We start from the raw sequence: 24518 nt of genomic DNA on the forward strand, positions 1-24518 counted from the left end.
CCGCTTTCAGTGCGTTGTGCGAGCGGGTGTCAGTTGCTCTCGGCGGCGAACGAGGCCAGCGAGGCGGTGACGGTGTCGAGCAGCTCCTGCCAGGAGGCCTCGAACTTCTGCACGCCCTCGTCCTCCAGCACCTGCACCACGTCGTCGTAGTCGACGCCGGCCGCGGCCAGCGCGTCCAGCACCGCCTGGGCGTCCTGGTAGGCCGAGGTGATGGTGTCGCCGGTGACCTGGCCGTGGTCGCCGGTGGCGTCCAGGGTGGCCTCGGGCATCGTGTTGACGGTGCCCGGCGCGACCAGCTCGGTCACGTACAGGGTGTCCGGCAGCGCCGGGTCCTTGACACCGGTGGAGGCCCAGAGCGGGCGCTGCGGGTTGGCACCGGCCGCCTCCAGGGCCTTCCAGCGCTCGCCGGCCGGGCGCTTGCCGTCCACCGAGCCGAAGACCTCCTCGTAGGCCTGGTACGCGAGGCGGGCGTTGGCCAGCGCGGCCTTGGAACGCAGCTTGACGGCGTCGCCGCCGATCGCGTCCAGCCGCTTGTCGATCTCGGTGTCCACCCGGGAGACGAAGAAGGAGGCGACCGACTCGATCCCGGAGAGGGCGATGCCCTTGGCCTTGGCCTGCTCCAGACCGGTCAGGTAGGCGTCGATCACGGCCTTGTAGCGGTCCAGCGAGAAGATCAGCGTGACGTTGACGCTGATGCCCCGGGAGATCACCTCGGTGATCGCGGGCAGGCCGGCCTTGGTGGCGGGGATCTTGATCAGCACGTTGGGGCGGTCCACCAGCCAGGCCAGCTGCTTGGCCTCGGCCACCGTGGGCGCCGTCTGGTGGGCGAGGCGGGGGTCGACCTCGATCGAGACCCGGCCGTCGCGGCCGTTGCTGGCGTCGTAGACCGGGCGCAGCACGTCGGCGGCGTCCCGCACGTCGGAGGTGGTGATCATGCGGACCGCCTCCTCCGTGGTGACCTTGCGGACCGCCAGGTCGCGCAGCTGGCCGTCGTAGGAGGAGTCGCCGCTGCCGGCGATCGCCTTCTGGAAGATGGTCGGGTTGGTGGTGACGCCCACGACGTGCTTGCTCTGCACCAGCTCGGCCAGGTTGCCGGTGTTCAGCCGGGTGCGGCTCAGGTCGTCCAGCCAGATCGCCACGCCTTCGTCGCTGAGGCGCTTCAGTGCGTCAGTCATACTGCTCAGTCCTTAGTTCTATCGGTCAGTCAGGAAGCGGGACGGGCCGCGCGCCTGAGGCACTGTCACAGCGCAACTCGGGCGCGCGGCCGGCAGGCCTAGCGGTTGACGGCTTCCAGCGAACGCAGCGACTTGTGTGCGGCGTGCGCCACGGCCTCGGCGGTGATGCCGAACTCCTGGTACAGCACCTGGTAGTCGGCCGAGGCACCGAAGTGCTCCAGGCTGACGATCCGGCCGTGGTCGCCGACCAGCTCGCGCCAGCCCTGGGCGATGCCGGCCTCGACCGAGACCCGCGCCTTGACGGTGGGCGGCAGCACCTGGTCGCGGTAGGCCTGGTCCTGCTCGTTGAACCACTCGACGCACGGCATCGACACGACCCGGGTCGCGATGCCCTCGGCCTCCAGCGCCTCGCGGGCGGCGACCGCCAGCTGCACCTCGGAGCCGGTGCCGATCAGGATCACCCGCGGCGCGTTGTCCGAGGCCTCGGCCAGCACGTAGCCGCCCTTGGCCGCGCCCTCGGCGGAGCCGAAGACGTCGCGGTCCCAGGTCGGCACACCCTGGCGGGTCAGCGCCAGGCCCACCGGGCCCGGGTGGCTGGAGTGGCGCTCCAGCACGGTGCGCCAGACCACGGCCGTCTCGTTGGCGTCGGCCGGGCGGGCCACCGACAGGCCCGGGATGGCGCGCAGCGCGGCCAGGTGCTCGACCGGCTGGTGGGTCGGGCCGTCCTCGCCCAGGCCGATCGAGTCGTGCGTCCAGACGTAGCTGACCGGCAGCTTCATCAGCGCGGCCAGCCGGACCGCCGGGCGCATGTAGTCGGAGAAGACCAGGAAGGTGCCGCCGTAGACCCGGGTGTTCCCGTGCAGCGCGATGCCGTTCATGGCCGAGCCCATGGCGTGCTCGCGGATGCCGAAGTGGATCGTGCGGCCGTAGGGGTTGGCCCCCTTCAGCGGGTTGCCCTCGGGCAGGAAGGAGGAACCCTCGTCGATCGTGGTGAGGTTGGACTCCGCGAGGTCGGCCGAGCCGCCCCACAGCTCCGGGATCACCGCGCCGAGCGCCTTGAGGGTGTCGCCGCTGGCCTTGCGGGTGGCGATGTCCTTGCCGGCCGGGAAGCTGGGCAGCTCCTTCTTCCAGCCGTTCGGCAGCTCGCCGGCCTGGATCCGGTCGAACTCGGCGGCCCGGGCGGGGTTGCCGGCCCGCCACTCGCCGAAGGTCAGCTCCCAGGCGGCCCGGCCGGCCTTGCCGCGCTGGATCACCTGGCGGGCGTGGCTGAGCACCTCGTCGCTGACCTCGAAGGTGCGCTCCGGGTCGAAGCCCAGCACCTTCTTGGTGGCGGCGATCTCGGCGGCACCGAGCGCGGAGCCGTGCGCCTTGGCGGTGTTCTGCGCGTCCGGCGCGGGCCAGGCGATGATCGTGCGCATGCCGATGATCGACGGGCGCGAGGTCTCGGCCTTGGCGGCGGCGAGCGCGGCGGCCAGCGCCTGCACGTCGACGTCGCCGTTGTCCTTGGGCGTGATCCGCTGCACGTGCCAGCCGTAGGCCTCGTAACGGGCCAGCACGTCCTCGGAGAAGGCGGTGTGGGTGTCGCCCTCGATCGAGATGTGGTTGTCGTCGTAGAGCGCGACCAGGTTGCCGAGCTTCTGGTGCCCGGCCAGCGAGGAGGCCTCGGCCGAGATGCCCTCCTCCAGGTCGCCGTCGGAGACGATCGCCCAGATGGTGTGGTCGAAGGGCGAGGTGCCCGGCTCGGCCTCGGGGTCGAAGAGACCGCGCTCGTAGCGGGCGGCCATCGCCATGCCCACGGCGTTGGCGATGCCCTGGCCGAGCGGGCCGGTGGTGGTCTCCACGCCGGCCGTGTGGCCGTGCTCGGGGTGGCCGGGGGTGCGGCTGCCGTGCACCCGGAAGGACTTGAGGTCGTCCAGCTCCAGGCCGTAGCCGGAGAGGAAGAGCTGGGTGTAGAGCGTCAGGCTGGTGTGGCCGGGGGACAGCACAAAGCGGTCACGACCGACCCAGTGCGGGTCGGTCGGGTCGTGCCGCAGGAAGCGCTGGAAAATGACGTAGGCCGCGGGGGCGAGGGCCATCGCCGTCCCCGGGTGGCCGTTCCCGACCTTCTGCACCGCGTCCATGGCCAAGACCCGGGCGGTGTCGACAGTCCGCTCATCCAGCTCGGACCACTCGATTGCGTTCGTCGGCGTCGTGCTCACCCTTCTCAGGGCTCCTTCCGTATTGAGGTATGACCCCGTGAAGGGACCGGGTCGGCCACGACACTGTGGGCCTGACTCTGGTTCGGTAGTGCCGGTCACGGAGGGTTGATCCCGCTGCTGCGGCCGAGCCTACCGTCCGGGCCGGGGCCCGCCTTCCGTACTGCGACAACCCGGAGTTTCGTCATCGGATTCCCACGAATACTGAGTGCAGTGCGTCGCCGGACCATGTACCACCTTGGCCGGTTTCGCCCGGTTTTGCCCGCCTGAGCGGCGGGCGGTTCGCCCACTCACCCACGGGAGTGCGGCGCGGCCCCGTCAGCGGACCCCGGGGCGGATCGGGAGATATGCACCGTCTAAGGTGGCGTGGTACGCGCAGCGTGAACGGATTCACGAGCAATCGACCCGGGGACGCCTGCGAAGATTCATCTTCAGTTGGGGTGTTCGTGACCGCCGTTGAATCCCGCCCCGCCGGGGTCCTCGGGACGACCCGCGCGCGCCGGCCGTTCGGGGCTCGTGTCGGGGCCTTCGTCGCACTGACCAAGCCTCGGATCATCGAGCTGCTGCTGATGAGCACCGTTCCGGTGATGTTCCTGGCGCAGCGCGGGGTGCCCAATCTCCTGCTGGTGCTGGAGGTTGTCGTCGGGGGGTACCTCTCCGCGGGTGGTGCGAACGCGCTCAACATGTACATCGACCGCGACATCGACGCGGTGATGAGTCGCACCGAGCGCCGACCGCTGGTGACCGGGATGGTCTCGCCGCGCGAGGCCGTGGTCTTCGGGATCGCGCTGGGCGTCGTCTCCACGCTCTGGCTCGGCCTGCTGGTCAACTGGCTGGCCTCCGGGCTGGCGCTGACCGGGTACCTCTTCTACGTCTTCGTCTACACGCTGGGCCTCAAGCGGCGCACCGCGCAGAACATCGTCTGGGGCGGCATCGCCGGCTGCATGCCGGTGCTGGTCGGCTGGGCCGCGGTGACCGGGTCGCTGAGCTGGGCGCCGTTCGTGCTCTTCCTGGTCATCTTCTTCTGGACCCCGCCGCACTACTACCCGCTGTCCATGAAGGTCCGCGAGGACTACGTGAAGGCCGGCGTGCCGATGCTGCCGGTGACCGCGGGCGACCTGGCGGTGGCCCGGCAGATCGTCGCGTACTCCTGGGTCATGGTGGCCGTCTCGCTGGCGCTGTGGCCGCTGGCGCACACCAGTTGGCTCTACCCCGTCTCGGCCATGGTGCTGGGCGCGTTCTGGCTGAAGGAGGCGCACGGCCTGCACGCCCGCGCCAAGGCCGGTGTGGTGGGCGCCAAGCTCAAGGAGATGCGGCTCTTCCACTGGTCGATCACCTACCTGACGCTGCTGATGGTCGTGATCGCGATCGACCCGTTCGTCAGGTAGTCAGGTTCCTCAGGTAGTCGGCCCCGGTGTGCTCGCGACACCGGGGCCGTTCGTTCTCCCGCTTCTGTGTCGGGCGGCACAGGACCACGCCGTCGCGCGTTCCGCTACTCGTGGGTAGCATGCGGGTCATGAGCAGCGCAGAGACCCTCGCCCCCAACGCCGTGGACGCCCGTGCCGAGCGCCGGGCCAAGCGCATCGCCAAGCACCTGACCGCGTTCTCCGCACAGCACGGCGGCAGCGCCGACGCCGTGGTGGAGTACGTGGGCCGGGACGCCACCCGGATCGTGCTGGTCGGTCAGGACGGCGCCTGGGGCGACCAGGTGGCGCCCAGCTACGCCGTGGGCCGTCGGGCCGCCGAGCTGGCCGGGGTCACGCTGCACGACTCCTTCGAGGGTGAACTCGCCCTGAAGGTACGCACCGGCCCGTACGAGTGGAAGCGGATGGCGGGCATCCAGCTCGGCGGCTGACGTCGTCGATCCGGAGCCGCCGTCCGGTACGGACGGTACGGACGAAGGCCCTGACTCCCCGGTGCGGTGGGAGTCAGGGCCTTCGCCGTTCTTGGCGCCGTGCTCGGGCGTTCCTGCTGACGAGCCGTCAGACGGCTGCCCCCTGCGGGGCCTGCGCGGGCAGCGGCGCGGCTTCCGCCTTCTCGGCGTCCCGGGTGCGCAGCGCCAGCGGGACGCGCAGCACGGCGATCCAGGTCAGCGAGGCGCCGAGCATGTGCAGGCCGACCAGCAACTCCGGCGCGTCGGTGAAGTACTGGACGAACCCCAGCACGCCCTGCGCCATCAGCACCACGAACAGCTCCCGGGCCCGGGCCCGAGCGGCCGGCGGGGCCTTGACGGCGGCCAGCACGAAGATCACCGCGAGCGACAGCCCGACGGTCACGCACGCGAGGTCGGTGTGCAGCTGGGCCAGCCGGTCGTAGCTGATCGGCACCCGCGGCACGTCACTGGAGTCCCCCGGGTGGTGCCCCGCCCCGGTGACCAGCGTGCCGGCCACCACCAGCGCGCCCGTGGCGGCCACCAGCACGTGGCTCAACTGCCGAACCGGCCCGGTGACCAGCGGCCGGGCCGGCCCGTCACCCTCCTTGGCCCGCTCCCAGGTCAGCAGCGCCACCCAGACCAGCGCCAGCGCCGAGAGCATGTGGCAGGCCACCACGTACGGGTTGAGCTTGACCAGCACGGTGATCCCGCCGAGCACGGCGTTGCTCATCACCACCCAGAACTGCCACCACCCCAGCCGGGTCAGCGACCGCCGCCACGGCGTCGCGCACCGCGCGGCCAGGATCGCCCAGCCGACCGCCGCGCAGAGCACGTCCGTCAGCGTCCGGTTGGTGAACTCGATGATCCCGTGGAGGCCCATCGCCGGCGTGGGCGTGATGCTGTCACCGGTACAGGTCGGCCAGGTCTTGCAGCCGAGCCCGGACCCGGTCAACCGCACCGCGCCGCCGGTGACCACGATGACGACGCTCATCACCAGCGCGGCGAAGGCGGCCCGCCGCACCATGGTGGCGGACGGGTGCCAGCGCTCGGCCAGCAGGGAGAAGGGGGTACGCACCGTTTCATCCTAGGTTGCGCGCTTGCCGATCTTGCGGCGGGGGAGCGCCAGCGTGTGGCGGTCGGCGCGGCGCGACCGTGGACCGGGTCCGGCGGCCTCGGCGCGGTCGCACGACGGGCTCGTCCTCGCGGGCGCCTTCGGCGTGATCCCGCTGACCGTTGGCGGCGCGGAAGGCCTGATCGGGAGCACCGTGTGGCAGGTCGAGCCGTCATGGGGGAGCGAATGGCCTGATGTTTGCTCAAATATCTCAAACCGGGCGCCCGGCGATCATTTGTGATCACTGTGCGCCCGGTTTGCTTGCGGTGTGAGCAAGGCAACGCGGGTCCGGCGGACGGCTGTTGCCTGAGGTGAGCCGCGTGGTGTGCTTCTCAGCATGTCAAGGCCCGGGCAGCTAGGCGGAATTCAGCCGATCCACGGGGGGCGTCAGGGGCCCTGGTGCCGGTAGAGTCCCCCGCACCAGGTGTAGCCGGTCGCTTACAGATCACCGGATGGTTGGTCAACGACCGTGCCGCACAGCCTCATTCGGAAGGACTTTGCTATGGCGCGACAAGCGCGGATAACCGGCCGCACGTTCGCGGGGGCCGCCGTGCTCGCGGTGGCCGCCACCGGTCTGCTGGCCGGTACCGCTTCGGCGCACACCTACACGATCACGCATACGTGCTCGTCGGTCACGGTCAATCTGGCCAACTACAACTCGAACGTCACCAACACCATCACGGTGACCGAGGGCGACCAGACCGTGCTGCCCACCCAGACGTTCAAGGACACGTTCCAGCAGACGTTCCAGGTGGACCCCAAGCACTCCGGCGTGGTCGACGTGACGATCGCGGTCGTCGCGGGTGATGACCCGACGATGAAGCACACGTGGACTTTCACCGACGTGGAGCATGTGCCGGTCTGCCCGACGCCCACCCCCACCCCGAGCCCCACCCCGAGCCCCACCCCGCCCAGCCCGACGCCCAGCCCGACCCCCACCACGGCGTCGCCCACCCCGACCACCCCCGCGCCGACTTCGGCCAAGCCGACCACCCCGGCGCCGAAGCCCACCACCCCGGCGCCGAAGCCGAGCAGCACGGGTCCGTCGCTCGCCTTCACCGGTGGCGGCAGCGACTCCGGCATGATCGCCGGTGTCGGTGCGGCCGTGGTGGTTCTCGGCGGCGGGCTGGTCTTCATGACCCGTCGTCGCAAGGCCGGTCGTCACTAGGTGACGCTGAACGTCGCTGATCAACGCTGAAGGGGTGGGGACCGCAACCGGTCCTCACCCCTTCTTCTGTTCGGTCGGCCGCTACTCCCAGCGGAAGAACCGCGCCGCCGCCGCCAGCCCGAGCACCGCCCAGACCGCCAGGATGCCGAGGTCCGACCAGGGCACCCCGGCGCCGGTCTGCAGGACGGCGCGCAGTCCGTCGGAGAGCGCGCTGATCGGCAGCAGGTCGAGCAGCGAGCGCACCGCCGAGGGGAACTTGGTCAGCGGCACGATCACGCCGCCCGCCAGCAGCAGCAGGATGAAGACCAGGTTCGCCGCCGCCAGGGTGGCTTCGGCCTTCAGGGTGCCGGCCATCAGCAGGCCGAGTCCGGAGAAGGCGGCGGTGCCCAGGATCAGCAGCGCGAGGACCGAGAAGAGATCGCCGTGCGGCGACCAGCCCAGTGCCAGCGCGATCACCGAGAGCAGTGCGACCTGCAGCGCCTCGGTGACCAGCACGCAGCCGGTCTTCGCGGTCAGCAGCGCCCAGCGCGGCAGCGGGCTCGCGCCGAGCCGCTTGAGCACGCCGTAGCGCCGTTCGAAGCCGGTCGCGATCGCTTGTCCGGTGAAGGCGGTGGACATCACGGCGAGCGCCAGCAGGCCGGGCGCCAGGAAGTCGACCCGCTTGCCGGGGCCGGTCACCGACACCACGTCCACCGCGCTGAACAGCACCAGCAGCACGGTCGGGATCACCACGGTGAGCAGCAGCTGCTCGCCGTTGCGCAGCAGCATCTTCGTCTCGAAGGCGGTCTGCGCGAGCAGCATCCGGTGGACGGGGGCGGCGCCGGGCCGCGGTGCGTAGGTACTCACGAGCGCAGGTCCCGTCCGGTCAGTTCGAGGAAGACGTCTTCGAGGCTGCGCCGCTGCACGGTCAGCCGTTCGGGCAGCACGCCGGCTTCGGCGCACCAGGCGGTCACGGTGGCGACCAGTCGCGGGTCCATCGGCGCCTCGACGCGGTAGTTGCCGGGGGCGAGCTCCACGGCCGCCGCGCCGTCGGGCAGCACCTTGGTCAGCGCGCCGAGGTCCAGCCCGGGCGGGCCGTCGAAGTGCAGGCTGCTCTCGGCGCCGCCCCGGCAGAGCTCGTCGGGGCTGCCGCCGGCGATCACCCGGCCGCCGTCGACGATCTGGACGGCGTCGGCGAGCTGCTCGGCCTCGTCCATGTAGTGGGTGGTCACCACCACCGTGACGCCGTCCCGGCGCAGGTCGCGGACCAGCTCCCAGGTGGCGCGGCGGGCTTGCGGGTCCAGGCCCGCGGTCGGCTCGTCCAGGAAGACCAGCTCGGGGCGGCCGACCACGGCCATGGCCAGCGCGAGCCGCTGCTGCTGGCCGCCGGAGAGCCGGCGGTAGCTGGTGCGGCCGCACGAGCCCAGGCCCAGGCGCTCCACCAGGGCGGGCACGTCCAGCGGGTGGGCGTGCAGCTTGGCGGTGTGCTCCAGCATCTCGACGGCGCGGGCGCCGGCGTACACACCACCCGACTGGAGCATCACGCCGATCCGGGGTCGCAGCTCGGCTGCCTGCCGGATCGGGTCGAGTCCGAGCACCCGTACCGTCCCCGCGTCCGGACGGCGGTAGCCCTCGCAGGTCTCGATGGTGGTGGTCTTGCCGGCGCCGTTCGGGCCGAGCACGGCGGTGACGGTGCCGCGCTCGATGCGCAGGTCGAGGCCGTCCACCGCGGTCTTCTGGCCGTACCGCTTGACCAGCCCGGCGATCTCGACGGCGGGTGAGTTCTGCATACCGGCGAGTGTAGGAGGCCGGACCGAAGGGGCCGGACGTCGCCCCGGCTAGATCGTTTTCGCAGGTCAGGTAAGCCTTACCTGCGTGACCGATCCCACCGTTGAGGCGTAGGTCACGGCTTGTCCGGTCGGAGCTAATTACGCAACAATGGTGTTGTGAAAAACATCCGCGAGCACCAGCAGGAGCAGGAGGCCGAGTCGGCCCCCGGCTTCCCGGTGCCCGCGACCTCGGCGGAAGTGCTGCTGGACGGCCACCGGGCGACCCGGGACCGGGTCGCCCGCTCGATCCTGGACCACGGTCCGTCCTCGGCCGCCGATCTGGCCAGCCGGCTCGGGCTGACCGCCGCGGCGGTCCGCCGCCACCTGGACGGGCTGGCCGCGGCCGGCCTGGTCGAGTCCCGCGAGCAGCGGGTCTACGGCAGCCGGGGCCGGGGGCGACCCGCCAAGGTGTTCGCCCTCACCGAGTCCGGCCGGGACGCCTTCTACCAGGCCTACGACCAGCTCGCCGCCGACGCGCTGCGCTGGATCGCCGAGGCGGTCGGTGGCGGCAAGGCCGGCGAGGAGGCGGTCGCCGCCTTCGCCCGGGCCCGGTTCGGCAAGCAGGGCCAGCGCTACCTCGGCGCCCTGGAGCGGGCCGCCGCCGACCAGCGGACCGAGGCGCTCGCCGAGGCGCTGAGCGCCGACGGGTACGCTGCGACGGTGCGGCGTGTGCCGTCCGCCGCCCCGGCCGCCAAGGCCCCGGCCGGCGCCCAGCTCTGCCAGCACCACTGCCCGGTCGCGCACATCGCCGAGCAGTTCCCCCAGCTGTGCGAGGCGGAGACCGAGGTCTTCTCCCAGCTGCTGGGCACCCATGTGCAACGGCTGGCCACCATCGCCCACGGCGACGGGGTCTGCACCACCTATGTGCCGGCACCCGGTGCCGCACCGTCGCCCGCCGCGAGTGAAAGCTCTGGCGATCGCACCGGTGCAGCGCCGACTGCCGGTACGACCACCGAAACACCGACTGCGCCTGCGCGGAGGAACCCCGCATGACTGACACCGTTTCCCACCCGGAGCTCGAAGGTCTGGGCACCTACGAGTACGGCTGGTCGGACCCCGACGCGGCCGGCTCGGTGGCCAAGCGCGGCCTGAACGAAGAGGTCGTCCGCGACATCTCGGCGAAGAAGTCCGAGCCGGAGTGGATGCTCAAGCTGCGCCTCAAGGGCCTGAAGCTGTTCGAGAAGAAGCCCATGCCGACCTGGGGCTCCGACCTCTCGGGCATCGACTTCGACAACATCAAGTACTTCGTGCGCTCCACCGAGAAGCAGGCCGAGTCCTGGGAGGACCTGCCCGCCGACATCAAGGCGACCTACGACAAGCTCGGCATCCCGGAGGCCGAGAAGCAGCGTCTGGTCGCCGGTGTCGCCGCGCAGTACGAGTCCGAGGTCGTCTACCACCAGATCCGCGAGGACCTGGAGGAGCAGGGCGTGATCTTCCTCGACACGGACACCGCGCTCAAGCAGCACCCGGAGCTCTTCCAGGAGTACTTCGGCACCGTGATCCCGGTGGGCGACAACAAGTTCGCCTCGCTGAACACGGCGGTCTGGTCCGGCGGCTCGTTCATCTACGTGCCGAAGGGCGTGCGCGTGGACATCCCGCTGCAGGCCTACTTCCGGATCAACACCGAGAACATGGGCCAGTTCGAGCGGACGCTGATCATCGTCGACGAGGACGCCTACGTCCACTACGTCGAGGGCTGCACCGCGCCGATCTACTCCTCGGACTCGCTGCACAGCGCCGTGGTCGAGATCATCGTCAAGAAGGGCGGCCGCTGCCGCTACACGACCATCCAGAACTGGTCGAACAACGTCTACAACCTGGTCACCAAGCGCGCCGTGGCGTACGAGGGCGCGACCATGGAGTGGGTCGACGGCAACATCGGCTCCAAGGTCACCATGAAGTACCCGGCCGTCTACCTGATGGGCGAGCACGCCAAGGGCGAGACCCTGTCGATCGCCTTCGCCGGCGAGGGCCAGCACCAGGACGCCGGCGCCAAGATGGTGCACATGGCGCCGAACACCTCCTCCAACATCGTCTCCAAGTCGGTGGCGCGTGGCGGTGGCCGCACCTCCTACCGCGGTCTGATCGAGATCGGCGAGGGCTCCAAGGGCGCCAAGTCCAACGTGCTCTGCGACGCGCTGCTGGTGGACACCATCTCCCGCTCGGACACCTACCCCTACGTCGACGTCCGCGAGGACGACGTCTCGATGGGTCACGAGGCGACCGTCTCCAAGGTCAGCGAGGACCAGCTCTTCTACCTGATGAGCCGTGGCATGACCGAGTTCGAGGCGATGGCGATGATCGTGCGCGGCTTCGTCGAGCCGATCGCGCGTGAGCTGCCGATGGAGTACGCGCTGGAGCTCAACCGGCTGATCGAGCTGCAGATGGAGGGCTCCGTCGGCTGACGCCTTGTCCTTCGAGACGAGGCAGTAGCCGTCCGACCCCGCTGACACTTTGAGGAAGAGAGCAACACGAACAGCCATGGCTGATACGCCCATGAACACCGCCGGCTCCACCACCGCCGGGTCGATCGAGGTCGGTACCGCCGGTGCCGGCGCGCAGCTCGCCGGGCCCGGCACCGGCCGAGCCACCGCACTGCAGCCGATCGACGCCCGGGTCGCGGTGAAGCCCTCGTACGACGTGAACGACTTCCCGGTGCCCACCGGCCGCGAGGAGGACTGGCGGTTCACCCCGCTGCACCGCCTGGGCGGGCTGCACGACGGCAGCGCCGTCAGCGCGCCGAAGGGTGAGGACAAGGTCGAGTTCAGCCTGCCGGACGGCGTCACCGCCGACCTGGTCGGCCGGGACGACGCGCGGATCGGCAAGGCCGGCAAGCCGGTCGACCGGGTCGCCGCGCAGGCGTTCAGCGCGTTCGAGCAGGCGCTGGTGGTCACCGTCCCCAAGGACGCGGTGCTCACCGAGCCGGTCAGGATCGACGTGCGCGGCGAGGGCGGCGTCCGCTTCGCGCACGTGGTGATCGACGTCAAGCCGTTCGCCGAGGCCGTCGTGGTGCTGAACCACACCGGCACCGGCACCCGGGCCGCCAACGTCGAGCTGCTGGTGGGCGACGGTGCCAAGCTCACCTTCGTCTCGGTCCAGGACTGGGACCGGGACGCGGTGCACACCTCCCAGCAGACCGCGCTGGTCGGCCGGGACGCCTCGCTCAAGTCCGTGGTGGTCACCTTCGGTGGCGACCTGGTGCGGATCCACCCGCGGGTCACCTACGCGGCCCCCGGCGGCGAGGCCGAGCTGTTCGGCCTCTACTTCGCCGACGCCGGCCAGCACCTGGAGCACCGCCTGCAGATCGACCACGACACCCCGCACTGCCGGTCGAACGTGGTCTACAAGGGCGCGCTGCAGGGCCAGGACGCGCACGCGGTCTGGGTCGGCGACGTGCTGATCCGCGCCGCCGCCGAGGGCACCGACACCTACGAGCACAACCGCAACCTGGTGCTCACCGACGGCGCCCGGGTCGACTCGATCCCGAACCTGGAGATCGAGACCGGCGAGATCGTCGGTGCGGGCCACGCCTCGGCGACCGGCCGCTTCGACGACGAGCAGCTCTTCTACCTGCAGTCCCGCGGCATCCCGCAGGAGGAGGCGCGCCGCCTGGTGGTGCGCGGCTTCTTCGCCGAGCTGGTGCAGCAGATCGGGGTTCCCGAGCTCCACGACCAGCTGATGGAGAAGATCGAGGCCGAACTGGCGGGCGTGGCATGAGCGAGCGCAGCGAGCGAACCACCAATGCTGTGTACGTGCGTGTCTGCTCGCTGAACGAGCTGGGCGAGGACTCGCCCAAGCGCGTCGAGCTGGGCGGTGGGCTGGCGATCTCGATCGTGCGCACCGAGGGCGAGGTGTTCGCGATCAACGACATCTGCTCGCACGCGAACGTCTCGCTCTCCGAGGGCGAGGTCGAGGACTGCCGGATCGAGTGCTGGCTGCACGGCTCGACGTTCGACCTGCGCACCGGCAAGCCCTCCGGACTGCCCGCCACCCGGCCGGTTCCCGTTTACCCCGTAAAGATCGAAGGGGACGATGTGCTCGTCTCCGTCACCCAGGAGTCCTGAGCATGGCAACCCTTGAAATCCGCGACCTGCACGTCTCCGTCGAAACTGAGGCCGGCCCCCGTGAGATCCTGCGCGGCGTCGACCTGACGGTCAAGCAGGGCGAGACCCACGCCATCATGGGCCCCAACGGCTCCGGCAAGTCCACCCTGGCCTACACCCTCGCCGGGCACCCGAAGTACACCGTCACCAGCGGCCAGGTGCTGCTGGACGGCGAGGACGTGCTGGCGATGACCGTCGACGAGCGCGCCCGGGCCGGCGTCTTCCTGGCCATGCAGTACCCGGTCGAGGTCCCCGGTGTCTCGGTCTCCAACTTCCTGCGCACCGCGGCCACCGCGATCCGCGGCGAGGCCCCCAAGCTGCGCACCTGGGTGAAGGAGGTCAAGGAGGCCATGGCGACGCTCCAGATGGACCCGGCCTTCGCCGAGCGCAACGTCAACGAGGGCTTCTCCGGCGGCGAGAAGAAGCGCCACGAGATCCTCCAGCTCGAGCTGCTCAAGCCGAAGATCGCGATCCTCGACGAGACCGACTCCGGCCTCGACGTCGACGCGCTGCGCCAGGTCTCCGAGGGCATCAACCGGGTCGCCTCCTCCGGTGAGGTCGGCACCCTGCTGGTCACCCACTACACCCGCATCCTGCGGTACATCAAGCCCGACTACGTCCACGTCTTCTCGGCCGGCCGGATCGTCGAGTCCGGTGGCGCCGAGCTCGCCGACAAGCTGGAGAACGAGGGCTACGAGGCTTACGTGAAGGGCGGCGCTTCCGAGTGACAATCATTCATCCCGGCTCGACGCTGGCGGGTCTGCTCGACACCGACGCGATCCGCAAGGACTTCCCGGTGCTGCAGCGGGTGCTGCACGACGGCAAGCCGCTGGTCTACCTGGACAACGCGGCCACCTCGCAGAAGCCCCGGCAGGTGCTGGACGCGCTCAACGCGTACTACGAGCAGCACAACGCCAACGTCCACCGCGGCGTGCACGTGCTGGCCGAAGAGGCCACCGCGCTGTACGAGGGCGCCCGGGACAAGGTCGCGGCGTTCATCAACGCGCCGAGCCGGGACGAGGTGATCTTCACCAAGAACGCCTCGGAGTCGCTCAACCTCGTTGCCAACATGTTGGGTTGGGCCGACGAGCCGTACCGCGTGGACGCGGACGCGGAGATCGTCATCACCGAGATGGAGCACCACTCCAACATCGTGCCGTGGCAGCTGCTCTCGCAGCGCACCGGCGCGAAGCTGAAGTGGTTCGGGCTGACCGACGAGGGCCGGCTCGACCTGTCCGACATCGAGCAGCTGATCACCGAGAAGACGAAGATCGTCTCCTTCACGCTGGTCTCCAACCTGCTGGGCACGATCAACCCGGTCGAGGCGATCGTCCGCCGCGCCCAGGACGTCGGCGCCCTGGTGCTGATCGACGCCTCGCAGGCCGCGCCGCACATGGTGCTGGACGTGCAGGCGCTGGAGGCCGACTTCGTCGCCTTCACCGGTCACAAGATGCTCGCGCCCACCGGCATCGGCGTGCTGTGGGGCCGTCAGGAACTCCTCGAGGACCTGCCGCCGTTCCTCGGCGGCGGCGAGATGATCGAGACCGTCACCATGGGCTCGTCCACCTACGCCCCGGCGCCGCACAAGTTCGAGGCCGGCACCCCGCCGATCGCCCAGGCGGTCGGGCTCGGCGCGGCCATCGACTACCTGTCCAACGTGGGCATGGAGAAGATCGCCGCCCACGAGCACGCGATCACCGAGTACGCGGTCGCGCGCCTCCAGGAGGTGCCGGACCTGCGGATCATCGGCCCGCGCACGGCGGTCGACCGCGGCGCGGCGATCTCCTTCGTGCTCGGCGACATCCACCCGCACGACGTGGGCCAGGTGCTGGACGAGCAGGGCATCGCGGTCCGGGTCGGTCACCACTGCGCCCGCCCGGTCTGCCTGCGGTACGGGGTTCCGGCCACCACTCGCGCGTCGTTCTACCTGTACTCGACGCCGGGCGAGGTCGATCTGCTGATCGACGGCCTGCACCACGTCCGCAACTTCTTCGGCTGAGGGGTGTGACGGCGACATGAAGCTCGACTCCATGTACCAGGAGATCATCCTGGACCACTACCGCAACCCTCACGGCAAGGGCCTGCGCGACGGCGACGCCGAGGTCCACCACGTCAACCCCACCTGCGGTGACGAGATCACCCTGCGGGTGCGGCTCGACGGCGCGGTGGTCGCGGACGTCTCCTACGAGTCGCAGGGCTGCTCGATCAGCCAGGCCAGCGCCTCGGTGCTGAACGACCTGGTGGTCGGAAAGCCGATCGGCGAGGCCCAGGCGATCCAGGAGGCCTTCCTGGAGCTGATGCAGAGCAAGGGCCAGGCCGAGGGCGACGAGGAGGTGCTGGAGGACGCGGTCGCGTTCGCCGGCGTCTCCAAGTACCCCGCCCGGGTCAAGTGCGCGCTGCTGAGCTGGATGGCCTGGAAGGACGCCACCGCGAAGGCGCTCGCCGAACAGCCGGCCATCAACAACTGACGAGGACCGATTGAGCATGAGCGACACCGAGGCCGGCACCCCGGCCCCCCAGGCGGACGGCCAGGCCGAGGGCCCGACCGTCATCGTCGGCACCACCGCGGGCACCGTCTCCGTCGAGGACCTCACCGAGGCCCTGATGGACGTGGTCGACCCCGAGCTGGGCATCGACGTGGTCAACCTTGGCCTGATCTACGGCATCCACATCGACGAGTCCGACGTCGCCACCATCGACATGACGCTCACCTCGGCGGCCTGCCCGCTGACCGACGTCATCGAGGACCAGGCGAAGACGGCGACCGACGGCCTGGTCCAGGATCTGCGGATCAACTGGGTCTGGATGCCGCCGTGGGGCCCGGACAAGATCACCGACGACGGGCGCGAGCAGCTGCGGGCGTTGGGGTTCAACGTCTGACAGCCGTCAACCCGCTGCCGCGTGGATCGCTCCTTTGAGGGGAGCTGCCATGCGGCAGCGGCGTCTCTGCGTACTCTGGGCGATGCTGGGCTTGCGACCGTGGAGGGAGTGCCGAGGTGTCTGTGGCTGCGATCGCGCATTACATGCTGCCCGACTCCCCGTATGCGATGTGGGCGCGGGGCGAGCTGGCCGATTATCTGCACCTGCCGAATGACGGCACGCGGGTGGAGGTGATCGGAGGGGAGATGTTCGTGTCACCTGCGCCTGCCTTCGCGCACGCCGGAATCATCGCGACTATCCAGCGGGTGATCGACGGTCGGGGATTCGTCGACCCTCAGTTCCCCTGGCGGAGCATGCAGGTGCTTGGCCTCGACATGGTCGAGCTCGGTGACGGTTATATTCCTGACCTGCTCGTTTTCCACGCGGACACCGAGACCAGAGCCTGGTCGGAAGGCGCCAGGTTTCTCACTCCCAACCAGGTTGAGCTGGTCGTCGAAGTGACGTCGAAGTCGAACGCACACAACGATCGTGAGCCGGTGGTCGGGCGTCGGGCCCTTGGTACCAAGTGGAGTGGTTACGCCCGCGCAGGGGTGGCGCATCATCTGCTGGTCGACCGGGATCCGAAGCGGTCGCGGGTCACCCTCTATGGGAGTCCGGATCGCTTCGCCGGGCGCTACGAAGAGTTGCAGGCCTGGAAGTTCGGCGACGTGGTGCGACTGCCGGAGCCCTTCGGCTTCGAGTTCCGCACCGAACTCTGGCGCCCCTGGTCCGACTGAATTCGGGCTCAGTCGGCTGCGTCCGAGGTGAGGTGTGCAACGACCCGGTCGACGTGGGCAGCGCGGTCACGTAGCAATTCGGTGCTGATCAGCACCTGGTGGTCGGTGGCGAGCGGGCGGAACAGCGGGCCGGCGACGGGGACCGCGATGATGTGCAGGTGGAACTCGCCGAGACTGGTGCGCCGCTGGAGTGCGTTGACGGCGTCCGTCATCATGTGGGGTCCACCGGGTCGGCGAAGCCGAGTGCGTCGCGGACGGCGAGCGCGCGGGCCGCGTCCTGGGTGAAGTCCAGAGTGATAGACCACGGTATGCCGGAACGGCTGTGCATACGGTGCCCTCCTCGCGCCAGGGTTCTTCGATGGTGGCACCATTCTGATGGCCCGTCAGGCGAACGCCACGGCCCGGACACCGTCGGGCGTCCGGGCCATGTGCTGTTCCGGGCTCGGCGTCGCGGCGGCCCTAACCCCGCCGCAGCACCGCCCCCGCGAGCCCCAGGCAGGCCGCTGCCGCGATCACCGCGAAGCCGCTGACGGCCGGGAGCAGGCCGTAGTGCTGGGAGAGGGCGCCGACCGCCACGATGGGCAGGGAGCTGCCGAGGTAGACGATCACCCAGAGGGTGCTCATCTCGCTCGCGCGGCGGGCCGGGTTCATGGCGGCCACCGCCGTGGTGAAGAGGGAGCGGAAGGCGATGCCCTGGCAGGCGCCGCCCAGCACGCTGCCGGCGAAGAGCAGGGCCGGTTGGTGGGCGTACTCGGCGGTGACGACCAGGGCGAGGCCGAGGGCGAGGCCGGTCATGCCCAGGGCGATGAAACGGCGGTCACGGGTGGGTGGGACGAGCAGCTGGGCCAGTGCGGAGGAGCCCAGCAGCAGGGCGGCGACCACGGCGCCGACCATCCGGGAGTGGGTGTGCAGCAGGCCGGCCGAGAAGGCGGGGGCCAGGCTCAGGTAGACCCCGAAGACGGCGTACGAGACGAAGCCGGCGCCCGCCGCGAGCAGGAAGGTGCGGCGGCCCTGGGCGGGCAGCGCGAGGCGGCGCGGGCGCAGGTGGAGCGGGGCGGTGACGCGCGGCGGGGCGTCGGCCGGGCGGCGGGCGCCGGGCATCCGGGGGTGCACCAGCGCCAGCGGCACGCAGAGCACCAGCAGCGCGACGGCGTGCGCCAGGAACGGGGTGAGCAGCGGGTGCGAGCCGCCGGCCAGCGAGGCGCCGACCACCGGGCCGAGCGCCACGCCGCCCGCCGAGCAGGCCAGGGTGAGCTTGGCGGCCAGCGTCGGGTGGTCGGGCAGCAGGTCGCCGAGGGCCGCGCCGGCGGCGCCGGTGGCCAGGGCGACGGCGATGCCCTGCACGGCCCGTCCGGCGGCCAGCTGGCCGAAGGAGTTGGCGGTGGCGAAGAGCGCGTCCCCGCTGGCGGCCAGGCAGACGGCGGGCAGGATCAGCGCGCGCCGCCCGAGCAGGTCGGACCAGTGGCCGACCGCGGCCAGCACCGGGACCAGCGCGAAGACGTAGACGGTGAAGAGCAGCGTGGTGTCGAAGGCGGTCAGGCCCAGGCGCTGCTGCAGCAGGGGGTAGACCGGGGTGGCCAGGTTGGCCCCGATCAGGAGCAGGAGCAGGGCGGCGGCACAGAGGCCGACGCGGACGCCGCGCAGCGCGTTCCAGCGGCTGACGGCGGCCAGCTGGAGCTGGGTCCGTGGTGCGAGCTCCAGGGGGAGCAGGGCCTCCGAGAGCCGGTGTCCGGGGCGCTGCACGAGGGGCAGGCCGGAACCGGCGGGGGAGAGGTCCGCCATGGCAGGGGTCTCCTGTGTGGCCGGGCGCCACCGCGGGTCGGCGTGGCATGCCGACGCGCCCGTCCGGTGGCGCTGTGGTGGTGGCCGTGGGTGCGGGAGGACCGTGGTGGAGCGGGGTGAGCTGAACAGAGCTGGGCGGCATTGCCCAGGCGTGACCGCGCGCGGGGTGTGCACGGGGTCGAAAGGAAGGATACGGGGTGGTGCGGTACCGGCGTGCACGGGTGGCACGCGCCCCCCGCAGGAGGGGCGCTGCCGAGGCAACGGCCGATACGCTGATCGCAGAGTGTGCAGAGTGTGCAGAACCCGATCCTTCGCTAGGAGCTCGCGCCTGATGGCCGGACGACGTCGTAAGAACCCTGACCACCCGTCGGTGACCGGGCCGGACGCGCTGCCCGGCAACGAGGGTCTGCTGCCGGCCGACTTCGAGCTGGCCGACCTCTACGGCGCGCACGGATCGGACACGGAGGAGGACCTGGACGACCTCTCGGTCATGGTCCCGCCGGTGCGGCTGCTGCCGGAGGCGGAGCTGGCGGCGGCCGCGCTGGCCGTGCCGCTGATCGAGCGGGCGGTGCGGCTGGCCCGATGGAGCGCGCCCACCCGTCCGGTGGACGAGCTGGGCGACCTGCTGGACGAGGACCGCGAGGCGGCCGCCCGGTTCCTCGACCTGGCACCGGCCGAGGGCGAGGTCGCCGAGGAGGCGGTGCTGGAGGCGATGCGGGTCTGGTCGCTGGCCAGTGACCTGGAGCTGGTGCTGGTCGCGCACGACGAGGCCGGCAACCGCGCGGCGGGCCCGAGCAGCGAGCTGGCCCCGGTGGAGGCCGGCGATCCGGAGTCGGTGCTGGAGCTGTGGCTGGCGGCCGCCGATCTGATCGCCGAGCTGGCGGTGGAGATCGAGCCGCTGGACGCCGAGCCGGACGCGGGCGAGGAGGCCGACGACGCGCGGGCCGAGGAGCTGCTGGCCCAGTACGAGGAGGTCCAGGAAGAGGCCGCCGAGCTGCTGGACGAGGCGCTCCAGGTGCTCTACGAGGCCACCGCGTTCGCCGAGCCGGGGCAGGAGACGGTGCCGCTCGGCGTGCTGGCCGCGCTGCTGGTGGTCCCCGACGGCGAGGAGCCGGACGAGGAGATGCTCGGCGACATCACCGATGTGATGGTCGCCCTGGACCCGATGCTCGCCGACCTGGCCGAGATCGGGTTGCTGGAGTACCAGCCGATCGACCCGGAACTCTTCGACGAGGAGGAGGCCGGGTCCGAGCAGGCGCCGCAGGACACCGAGCGGGCCCTGGACGAGGCCGAGGCCGCCCGGTTCGGCCTGGTCAAGCTGACCCCGCTGGGCCAGTACGGGATCCGCCAGTGGCTGCTCGACGAGGGCTACGAGGCGCCGTTGATCGGCGAGCTGGCCACCGGCGACGCCGTCGCGCTGCTGCAGGGCATCGCCGAGGCCGGCAACGTGCTGCCCGAGCAGGAGATCCGGGTCTGGCTGGCGGACCGCGAGCCGCTGGCCGCCGCCCGCGAGCTGCTGGACGCCGCGCGCGGCGAGGACCGCACCGCGCCGCTGCGCCGGATGCTCGCCCAGCTGGCCCTGACCGAGCTGGGCGAGGCGGCCGAGCCGGCCGCCCGCGAGGTGCTGGACGACGCGGAGCTGGGCGGTGGCGCGCGGGCCTGGCTGGTCTCGCGCGGGGCCGCCGACGTGCCCGCGCCGAGCCGCACGATGGTGCTGTGGACCACCGTGGACACCTTCGCCGCCCAGCTGCTGGACAGCGAGGGCGACGCCGAGGTGTTGCGCGAGCTGATCTCCGGGATGCCCGTGACCGACAACCCGGCGAGCTTCTTCGGCGAGCTGTGGCGGGTCGAGCACCCGTACACCGCTCAGGTGCTGGAGTCGGTCGGCGAGCTGCACCTGGACCGTCAGGTGGCCAAGGAGGCCCGCAAGGCGGCCTTCAAGGCGCGGTCACGGCAGTAGCCGGGCGGGCAGCGGCCCGGCGGACAGGTGGCGGCGCAGTCCGCGCCGCCCCGAGCGCATCATCAGCGCGTGGTTGGCCAGGAAGACCGGCCGCCCGGGCAGCGCGAGGAGCCGCATCAGCGGCTTGCCGCCGCGCACCTGCTCCTCGAAGACGGCCAGGCTGGCCCCGGGACCGTCCGACGTGACGGTCCACCGGGACCAGCCGGCCAGATCGCCGGTCAGCTCCGCCTCCAGCACCCCGCCCTGCCCGGCACCCCGTTCCTCCTGCCGCCGCTCCCGGGCGGTCAGCACCAGCTCGTAGGGCAGCACCGAGCGGATCCGCAGCCGCCCGCTGCTGCCGTCCAGCCGCTGGACCTGGCGCACCTGCGGCCACCAGCGCGGATAGCCCTCGACGTCGCGCAGCGCCCGGAAGACCGCGTCGGGCGGCGCGGGCAGTCGCCAACTGGTGGTCAGGTGGTACTGGTTGAAGTCCATACCGCCGATGATGCGGCCACGGCGGCTCGGGCGGCCCGAGCGGCTCGCGCCGCCCGGTTTCGGTGCACGGGAACCGGCCGCCACCGTTCGGTCGTCATACGGCCAAGCGTGGGCAGGGGCACCCGACAACATAGGCCCGATCCGCGCGTGGCGGGCCCGGAGCGGGTATCTGCCAACCGTACGAGGGAAGCTGATGGCCCAGCAGGTCGCGCGCACGTATCGTGGGCGAACGCGGCCGACCGGGCGGGCGACTCCCGTCCGCGGGTGGCCGCGGACCGAACGACGGCGAGGCCCGGGGGTGCGGCGAAGGTGACGATCGGCAGCGGGAGCTGGGCCGCGGAACCGGGTGACACGGCCATGCCACTGCGGACCGAGGCGGGGCCCGGGCCCGGCGAATGCCTGGCGGACGAGGAGTACTTCGGGCAGCAGGAGCGCCATGTCCGGCAGGTCTTCGGGGAGTTGGACTTCCCGGTGTACGGCGTGGACCGGGCCGGGCGCGGCGCCCGCGGCATCGCCCCCGAGCCCGGCGCGCACGCCGACAGCGACGCGATGAGCGGCTACGAGACGCACAACGGCGAGATCACCTGGATCGAGCTGCGCTCCGGTGACTGGACCTCGCTGGAGGGCCCGTACGTCACCGTGCGCACCTACCAGCCGGGGGTGGAGCGTTACGCGCCGCTGCCCGAGTTGGAGGAACTGGTCGAGCGCGAGCGGGACCGGATCTACGAGCAACTCGGCATCGACGAGGGCGACTGCCCGGGGCGGGTCCGCGCGCTGCGCGAGTGGATCAGCGTGGCGGGCGAGCCGACGGCCGTGCAGATCCACGAGGAGAGCGGGGCCGGCAGCGGTCCGGCCGCCCGGGCCCGCACGGTCTGGGCCGGGCGGCTGCTGGTCTACGGCTCGGTGGTGCTGGTCTGCGGTCGCGGGATCGCGCCCGCGGACATCGAGTTGGACCAGCTGGACGGCGCCGGCCACGAGCGCTTCACGGTCGGCCGCACCGAGCTGCTACGCGGGGTGGCCGCGCGCCGCCGCCGGCGCCTGGCCCAGCTCCAGCGCAGCCACCTGGCGCTCAGCGGCCTGGACGCGCACCGGGCGCTGCTGGAGTTCAGCGTCGAGCGCACGCTGGCCCACCGGGCGCACCGGCTCTCCCGCGGCCGCACCCGGATGCCGCGCCGGCTGCGGGTCGCCGAGCCGCCCGAGCAGTGGGAGGCCGCGGTCCGCCAGCAGATGCACTACGCCTGTGAGAGTCGCACCGAGGCCTGCGCGGCGATCGGCTCGATGGTCGGCCACCTGCTGCTGCTCGCCGAGCGGACCGAGTGGCTGATCGGCAGCGCGCAGGGACGGGCCGCGCTGGAGGAGGTGATCCGCTACACGGCGTTCGCCAGCCAGGTGCCGAGCCTGCCCGCGCAGCGGGCCTGGGAGGAGCTGAGCCGCCGGCGGACGGGCGCGGCCGAGGAGGTGGAGTGCGCCGAGCAGGCGTGGCTGGCGGCCTGGGAGCAGTGGCGCAGGGAGCGCGGGCGCTGAGTAGACAGGGGTGCAGCCGCCCGGGCCAACGCCCCCGTCAGCTCGGCTCGTTCGGCTCCTCGGACGGCAGGCGCAGCTGGAGCATCGCCAGCAGCCGCTGCTGCGGCTGGGCCAGGTCGATCCCGGTCAACTGCTCGGCCCGCCGCACCCGGTAGCGCAGCGTGTTGGGGTGGATGTGCAGCGCCTGCGCCGCCACCCGCACCTCGCCCAGCGCGTCCAGCCAGGCCAGCACCGACTCGGCCAGCCGGGTGCCGTGCCGGGCGTCGTACGCGGTGAGCGCCGCCAGCCGCGGATCGCGCAGCGCAGGCCGCTCCTGGAGCAGCGCGAGCACCTCGCTGACCAGCACCTCCGCCTGCACGTCGATCAGCGCGGCCACCTCGGGCACCACCCCGCCGCGCCCCATCGCGTCCAGGATCCGGTCCGCCTGGGCCCGGGAGGCGGGCACCGCCGCCAGGCCGTGCACGGTGCTGCCGATCGCGGCCCGCAGCGTGATGCCCAGGTGGTCGCGGGCCGCGTCGACCACCTCCTGGGCCCAGTCCCGCACGGTGGTCATCGGCAGGTTGGCCGGCAGTTCGGGCAGCAGCACGTAGACCCGGCTGTCGATCGGCGCGAGCAGCGCGCCCCGGTGCCGGGCGGCGGTGTGCACCGAGATCAGGCCGGTCACCTCGGTGCGGCTCAGGTCGGCGCCGACCGCCGCGTAGGCGAGCACGGTGGCCGGGCGGTGCTGGTGCAGGCCCAGGTGGGTGGCCAGCGACTGGGGTCCGGTGCTGCCTTCGAGCAGGCCGGTGAGCAGGGTCCGGGTCAGCCGGACGTCGGCCGACAGCTCGCGGCGGCGCCGCATCAGTTGGGCCGCCGCCACCCGGGCCGCGCCGACCAGCGCCTGCTCGGCCTGCGGGGCGAGCGGCTGCGAGCCCTCCTGGACCCAGATCGTGCCCAACGGCTGGGCGCCGGCCCTGATCCCGATCGCCAGCCGGCGGCGCAGGCCGAGCTCGGGGTGCGGCTCGACCGCGATCACGCTGTCCGAGCTGCGCAGGTGCTGGAAGATGCCCCACTCGCGGAGCTTGGACAGGTACGGCTCGGGCCCCTGCCAGCCCAGGATGGACAGCCGCCGCAGGTCGTCCACCTCGTCCGAGTCGGCCGACCGGGAGTAGGCCAGCACCCGGCTGGAGGTGTCCTCGATCGAGACGATCCCGCCGGTCAGCACGGCGGTGGTCTGGGCCAGTGCGAAGAGGTCGCCGACGCCGCCGGCCCCCGAGCCGGCCTCGGTGCTCTCCGGCAGGTCCGGGCCGTTGATCACCGCGCGGGCCAGCGCGTCCAGTTGCTCCCAGCGGGTCTCGCTGCGCACCGAGAGCAGCGCCACGCCCGCCTCGGTGGCCGCCTCGCGCAGGGCGTCGGCCTGGCCCGGGGCGTCCAGCTTGACGGCGACGGCCGCCGCCTTGGCCCGTCCGGCGGCGCGCAGCGCGGGCAGCGCGGCGCGGCCGCGGGCGCCGATGGCCAGCACCAGCTCGCCGGGGTTGGCGGTGGCCGGGTCCTCGGGGTCGAGGATCGCCACCTCGCGCACCGGGACGTCCAGGCCGGCGGGCGCGGCCTGCAGCTCGACCAGGGGCTCGCCCAGCGACATGAGCAGTTGACGGAGCGGGAGGCCGGTGGTGCTCATCCGGGGCCTCCTCGGGTTCGTGTTGCCGGGCG

Annotated in this window: 23 protein-coding genes; 14 read left to right on the plus strand and 9 right to left on the minus strand. The window is 71.6% G+C overall.

Annotated elements, in window-relative coordinates; genetic code table 11:
• Window positions 1-29: 29 nt before the first annotated feature.
• Together tal and tkt are read right to left on the minus strand one after the other, a co-directional pair.
• Window positions 30-1175 (minus strand): transaldolase, encoded by a 1146-nt coding sequence (gene tal / locus ABH937_RS05335; RefSeq protein ID WP_280688814.1) that lies wholly within the window; start codon window positions 1173-1175, stop codon window positions 30-32.
• 98 nt (window positions 1176-1273) lie between these two features.
• Window positions 1274-3373, minus strand: a complete 2100-nt coding sequence (gene tkt / locus ABH937_RS05340) for a transketolase (protein ID WP_280688815.1) — start codon at window positions 3371-3373, stop codon at window positions 1274-1276.
• 443 nt (window positions 3374-3816) lie between these two features.
• On the opposite strand from tkt, the gene ABH937_RS05345 reads away from it, so the two are divergent.
• Window positions 3817-4758 (plus strand): heme o synthase, encoded by a 942-nt coding sequence (locus ABH937_RS05345; protein ID WP_370217363.1) that lies wholly within the window; start codon window positions 3817-3819, stop codon window positions 4756-4758.
• Between the two features lie 128 nt (window positions 4759-4886).
• Window positions 4887-5225 (plus strand): hypothetical protein, encoded by a 339-nt coding sequence (locus tag ABH937_RS05350; protein ID WP_280688817.1) that lies wholly within the window; start codon window positions 4887-4889, stop codon window positions 5223-5225.
• Between the two features lie 127 nt (window positions 5226-5352).
• Here ABH937_RS05350 and ABH937_RS05355 read toward each other — a convergent pair whose 3' ends face one another.
• A complete protein-coding gene (locus ABH937_RS05355; protein WP_370217504.1) occupies window positions 5353-6267 on the minus strand; it encodes a heme A synthase in 915 nt (304 codons plus the stop codon).
• Window positions 6268-6856: 589 nt separating this feature from the next.
• Between ABH937_RS05355 and ABH937_RS05360 the strand changes: the two genes are divergently transcribed.
• The gene (locus ABH937_RS05360) at window positions 6857-7522 is read left to right on the plus strand and encodes an LAETG motif-containing sortase-dependent surface protein (protein ID WP_370217364.1); all 666 of its coding nucleotides are present in this window, start codon (window positions 6857-6859) and stop codon (window positions 7520-7522) included.
• An 81-nt stretch (window positions 7523-7603) separates the two neighbouring features.
• Here ABH937_RS05360 and ABH937_RS05365 read toward each other — a convergent pair whose 3' ends face one another.
• Both ABH937_RS05365 and ABH937_RS05370 read right to left on the minus strand, forming a co-directional pair.
• Complete coding sequence (locus ABH937_RS05365; RefSeq protein ID WP_370217505.1) at window positions 7604-8323, minus strand: ABC transporter permease; 720 nt, start codon at window positions 8321-8323, stop codon at window positions 7604-7606.
• Between the two features lie 41 nt (window positions 8324-8364).
• On the minus strand, window positions 8365-9291 hold the full coding sequence (locus ABH937_RS05370) for an ABC transporter ATP-binding protein (RefSeq protein ID WP_370217365.1): 927 nt from the start codon (window positions 9289-9291) through the stop codon (window positions 8365-8367).
• A 156-nt stretch (window positions 9292-9447) separates the two neighbouring features.
• Here ABH937_RS05370 and ABH937_RS05375 point away from each other — a divergent pair, with 156 nt between their 5' ends.
• The 9 genes from ABH937_RS05375 (at window position 9448) to ABH937_RS05415 (ending at window position 17089) form a co-directional block, all read left to right on the plus strand.
• On the plus strand, window positions 9448-10323 hold the full coding sequence (locus tag ABH937_RS05375; RefSeq protein ID WP_370146252.1) for a helix-turn-helix transcriptional regulator: 876 nt from the start codon (window positions 9448-9450) through the stop codon (window positions 10321-10323).
• Entirely contained in the window at window positions 10320-11735 is a 1416-nt protein-coding gene (gene sufB / locus ABH937_RS05380) for a Fe-S cluster assembly protein SufB (protein WP_370217366.1), read from the plus strand. Before ABH937_RS05375 ends, sufB begins: the two co-directional genes overlap by 4 nt.
• A gap of 76 nt (window positions 11736-11811) precedes the next feature.
• Window positions 11812-13047 (plus strand): Fe-S cluster assembly protein SufD, encoded by a 1236-nt coding sequence (gene sufD / locus ABH937_RS05385; protein ID WP_280688821.1) that lies wholly within the window; start codon window positions 11812-11814, stop codon window positions 13045-13047.
• Window positions 13044-13394, plus strand: coding sequence for a non-heme iron oxygenase ferredoxin subunit (locus tag ABH937_RS05390; RefSeq protein ID WP_280688822.1), 351 nt, complete (start codon window positions 13044-13046; stop codon window positions 13392-13394). Before sufD ends, ABH937_RS05390 begins: the two co-directional genes overlap by 4 nt.
• A 2-nt stretch (window positions 13395-13396) precedes the next feature.
• Complete coding sequence (gene sufC, locus ABH937_RS05395) at window positions 13397-14161, plus strand: Fe-S cluster assembly ATPase SufC (RefSeq protein ID WP_280688823.1); 765 nt, start codon at window positions 13397-13399, stop codon at window positions 14159-14161.
• Between the two features lie 5 nt (window positions 14162-14166).
• On the plus strand, window positions 14167-15432 hold the full coding sequence (locus tag ABH937_RS05400) for a cysteine desulfurase (protein WP_370146296.1): 1266 nt from the start codon (window positions 14167-14169) through the stop codon (window positions 15430-15432).
• A gap of 16 nt (window positions 15433-15448) precedes the next feature.
• Entirely contained in the window at window positions 15449-15901 is a 453-nt protein-coding gene (gene sufU, locus ABH937_RS05405) for a Fe-S cluster assembly sulfur transfer protein SufU (RefSeq protein ID WP_280688825.1), read from the plus strand.
• A 16-nt stretch (window positions 15902-15917) separates the two neighbouring features.
• A complete protein-coding gene (locus ABH937_RS05410) occupies window positions 15918-16313 on the plus strand; it encodes a metal-sulfur cluster assembly factor (protein ID WP_280688826.1) in 396 nt (131 codons plus the stop codon).
• A 122-nt stretch (window positions 16314-16435) separates the two neighbouring features.
• A complete protein-coding gene (locus ABH937_RS05415) occupies window positions 16436-17089 on the plus strand; it encodes a Uma2 family endonuclease (RefSeq protein ID WP_370217367.1) in 654 nt (217 codons plus the stop codon).
• An 8-nt stretch (window positions 17090-17097) separates the two neighbouring features.
• On the opposite strand, the gene ABH937_RS05420 is transcribed toward ABH937_RS05415, so the two are convergent.
• Both ABH937_RS05420 and ABH937_RS05425 read right to left on the minus strand, forming a co-directional pair.
• Window positions 17098-17304 (minus strand): hypothetical protein, encoded by a 207-nt coding sequence (locus ABH937_RS05420; RefSeq protein ID WP_280688828.1) that lies wholly within the window; start codon window positions 17302-17304, stop codon window positions 17098-17100.
• A 244-nt stretch (window positions 17305-17548) separates the two neighbouring features.
• Complete coding sequence (locus ABH937_RS05425) at window positions 17549-18871, minus strand: MFS transporter (RefSeq protein ID WP_280688829.1); 1323 nt, start codon at window positions 18869-18871, stop codon at window positions 17549-17551.
• A 331-nt stretch (window positions 18872-19202) separates the two neighbouring features.
• Between ABH937_RS05425 and ABH937_RS05430 the strand changes: the two genes are divergently transcribed.
• Window positions 19203-20831 carry a hypothetical protein gene (locus tag ABH937_RS05430; RefSeq protein ID WP_370217368.1) on the plus strand — a complete coding sequence of 543 codons (1629 nt, stop codon included), beginning with the start codon at window positions 19203-19205 and terminating at the stop codon, window positions 20829-20831.
• On the opposite strand, the gene ABH937_RS05435 is transcribed toward ABH937_RS05430, so the two are convergent.
• Window positions 20820-21305 (minus strand): SRPBCC family protein, encoded by a 486-nt coding sequence (locus tag ABH937_RS05435; RefSeq protein ID WP_370217369.1) that lies wholly within the window; start codon window positions 21303-21305, stop codon window positions 20820-20822. The two genes, ABH937_RS05430 and ABH937_RS05435, sit on opposite strands and share 12 nt — an antisense overlap.
• A gap of 357 nt (window positions 21306-21662) precedes the next feature.
• Between ABH937_RS05435 and ABH937_RS05440 the strand changes: the two genes are divergently transcribed.
• Window positions 21663-22829: a hypothetical protein gene (locus ABH937_RS05440; RefSeq protein ID WP_280688832.1), complete on the plus strand. Its 1167-nt coding sequence runs from the start codon at window positions 21663-21665 to the stop codon at window positions 22827-22829.
• Window positions 22830-22866: 37 nt separating this feature from the next.
• On the opposite strand, the gene ABH937_RS05445 is transcribed toward ABH937_RS05440, so the two are convergent.
• Complete coding sequence (locus ABH937_RS05445; RefSeq protein WP_370217370.1) at window positions 22867-24486, minus strand: PucR family transcriptional regulator; 1620 nt, start codon at window positions 24484-24486, stop codon at window positions 22867-22869.
• Window positions 24487-24518 lie beyond the last annotated feature (32 nt).

Source organism: Kitasatospora sp. GAS1066B (genome assembly GCF_041262605.1).
GTDB lineage: Bacteria > Actinomycetota > Actinomycetes > Streptomycetales > Streptomycetaceae > Kitasatospora.

Bases quoted from the DNA above. Each gene is read 5' to 3' on its own strand.
- ABH937_RS05420 (WP_280688828.1), bottom strand. From the start codon at position 17,304: ATGATGACGGACGCCGTCAACGCACTCCAGCGGCGCACCAGTCTCGGC.
- ABH937_RS05355 (WP_370217504.1), bottom strand. From the start codon at position 6,267: ATGGTGCGGCGGGCCGCCTTCGCCGCGCTGGTGATGAGCGTCGTCATC.
- ABH937_RS05350 (WP_280688817.1), top strand. From the start codon at position 4,887: ATGAGCAGCGCAGAGACCCTCGCCCCCAACGCCGTGGACGCCCGTGCC.
- ABH937_RS05410 (WP_280688826.1), top strand. From the start codon at position 15,918: ATGAGCGACACCGAGGCCGGCACCCCGGCCCCCCAGGCGGACGGCCAG.
- ABH937_RS05360 (WP_370217364.1), top strand. From the start codon at position 6,857: ATGGCGCGACAAGCGCGGATAACCGGCCGCACGTTCGCGGGGGCCGCC.
- ABH937_RS05445 (WP_370217370.1), bottom strand. From the start codon at position 24,486: ATGAGCACCACCGGCCTCCCGCTCCGTCAACTGCTCATGTCGCTGGGC.
- ABH937_RS05370 (WP_370217365.1), bottom strand. From the start codon at position 9,291: ATGCAGAACTCACCCGCCGTCGAGATCGCCGGGCTGGTCAAGCGGTAC.
- ABH937_RS05440 (WP_280688832.1), top strand. From the start codon at position 21,663: ATGCCACTGCGGACCGAGGCGGGGCCCGGGCCCGGCGAATGCCTGGCG.
- sufB (WP_370217366.1), top strand. From the start codon at position 10,320: ATGACTGACACCGTTTCCCACCCGGAGCTCGAAGGTCTGGGCACCTAC.
- ABH937_RS05390 (WP_280688822.1), top strand. From the start codon at position 13,044: ATGAGCGAGCGCAGCGAGCGAACCACCAATGCTGTGTACGTGCGTGTC.
- sufC (WP_280688823.1), top strand. From the start codon at position 13,397: ATGGCAACCCTTGAAATCCGCGACCTGCACGTCTCCGTCGAAACTGAG.
- ABH937_RS05365 (WP_370217505.1), bottom strand. From the start codon at position 8,323: ATGCTGCTCGCGCAGACCGCCTTCGAGACGAAGATGCTGCTGCGCAAC.
- sufU (WP_280688825.1), top strand. From the start codon at position 15,449: ATGAAGCTCGACTCCATGTACCAGGAGATCATCCTGGACCACTACCGC.
- ABH937_RS05425 (WP_280688829.1), bottom strand. From the start codon at position 18,871: ATGGCGGACCTCTCCCCCGCCGGTTCCGGCCTGCCCCTCGTGCAGCGC.
- tal (WP_280688814.1), bottom strand. From the start codon at position 1,175: ATGACTGACGCACTGAAGCGCCTCAGCGACGAAGGCGTGGCGATCTGG.
- ABH937_RS05430 (WP_370217368.1), top strand. From the start codon at position 19,203: ATGGCCGGACGACGTCGTAAGAACCCTGACCACCCGTCGGTGACCGGG.
- sufD (WP_280688821.1), top strand. From the start codon at position 11,812: ATGGCTGATACGCCCATGAACACCGCCGGCTCCACCACCGCCGGGTCG.
- ABH937_RS05435 (WP_370217369.1), bottom strand. From the start codon at position 21,305: ATGGACTTCAACCAGTACCACCTGACCACCAGTTGGCGACTGCCCGCG.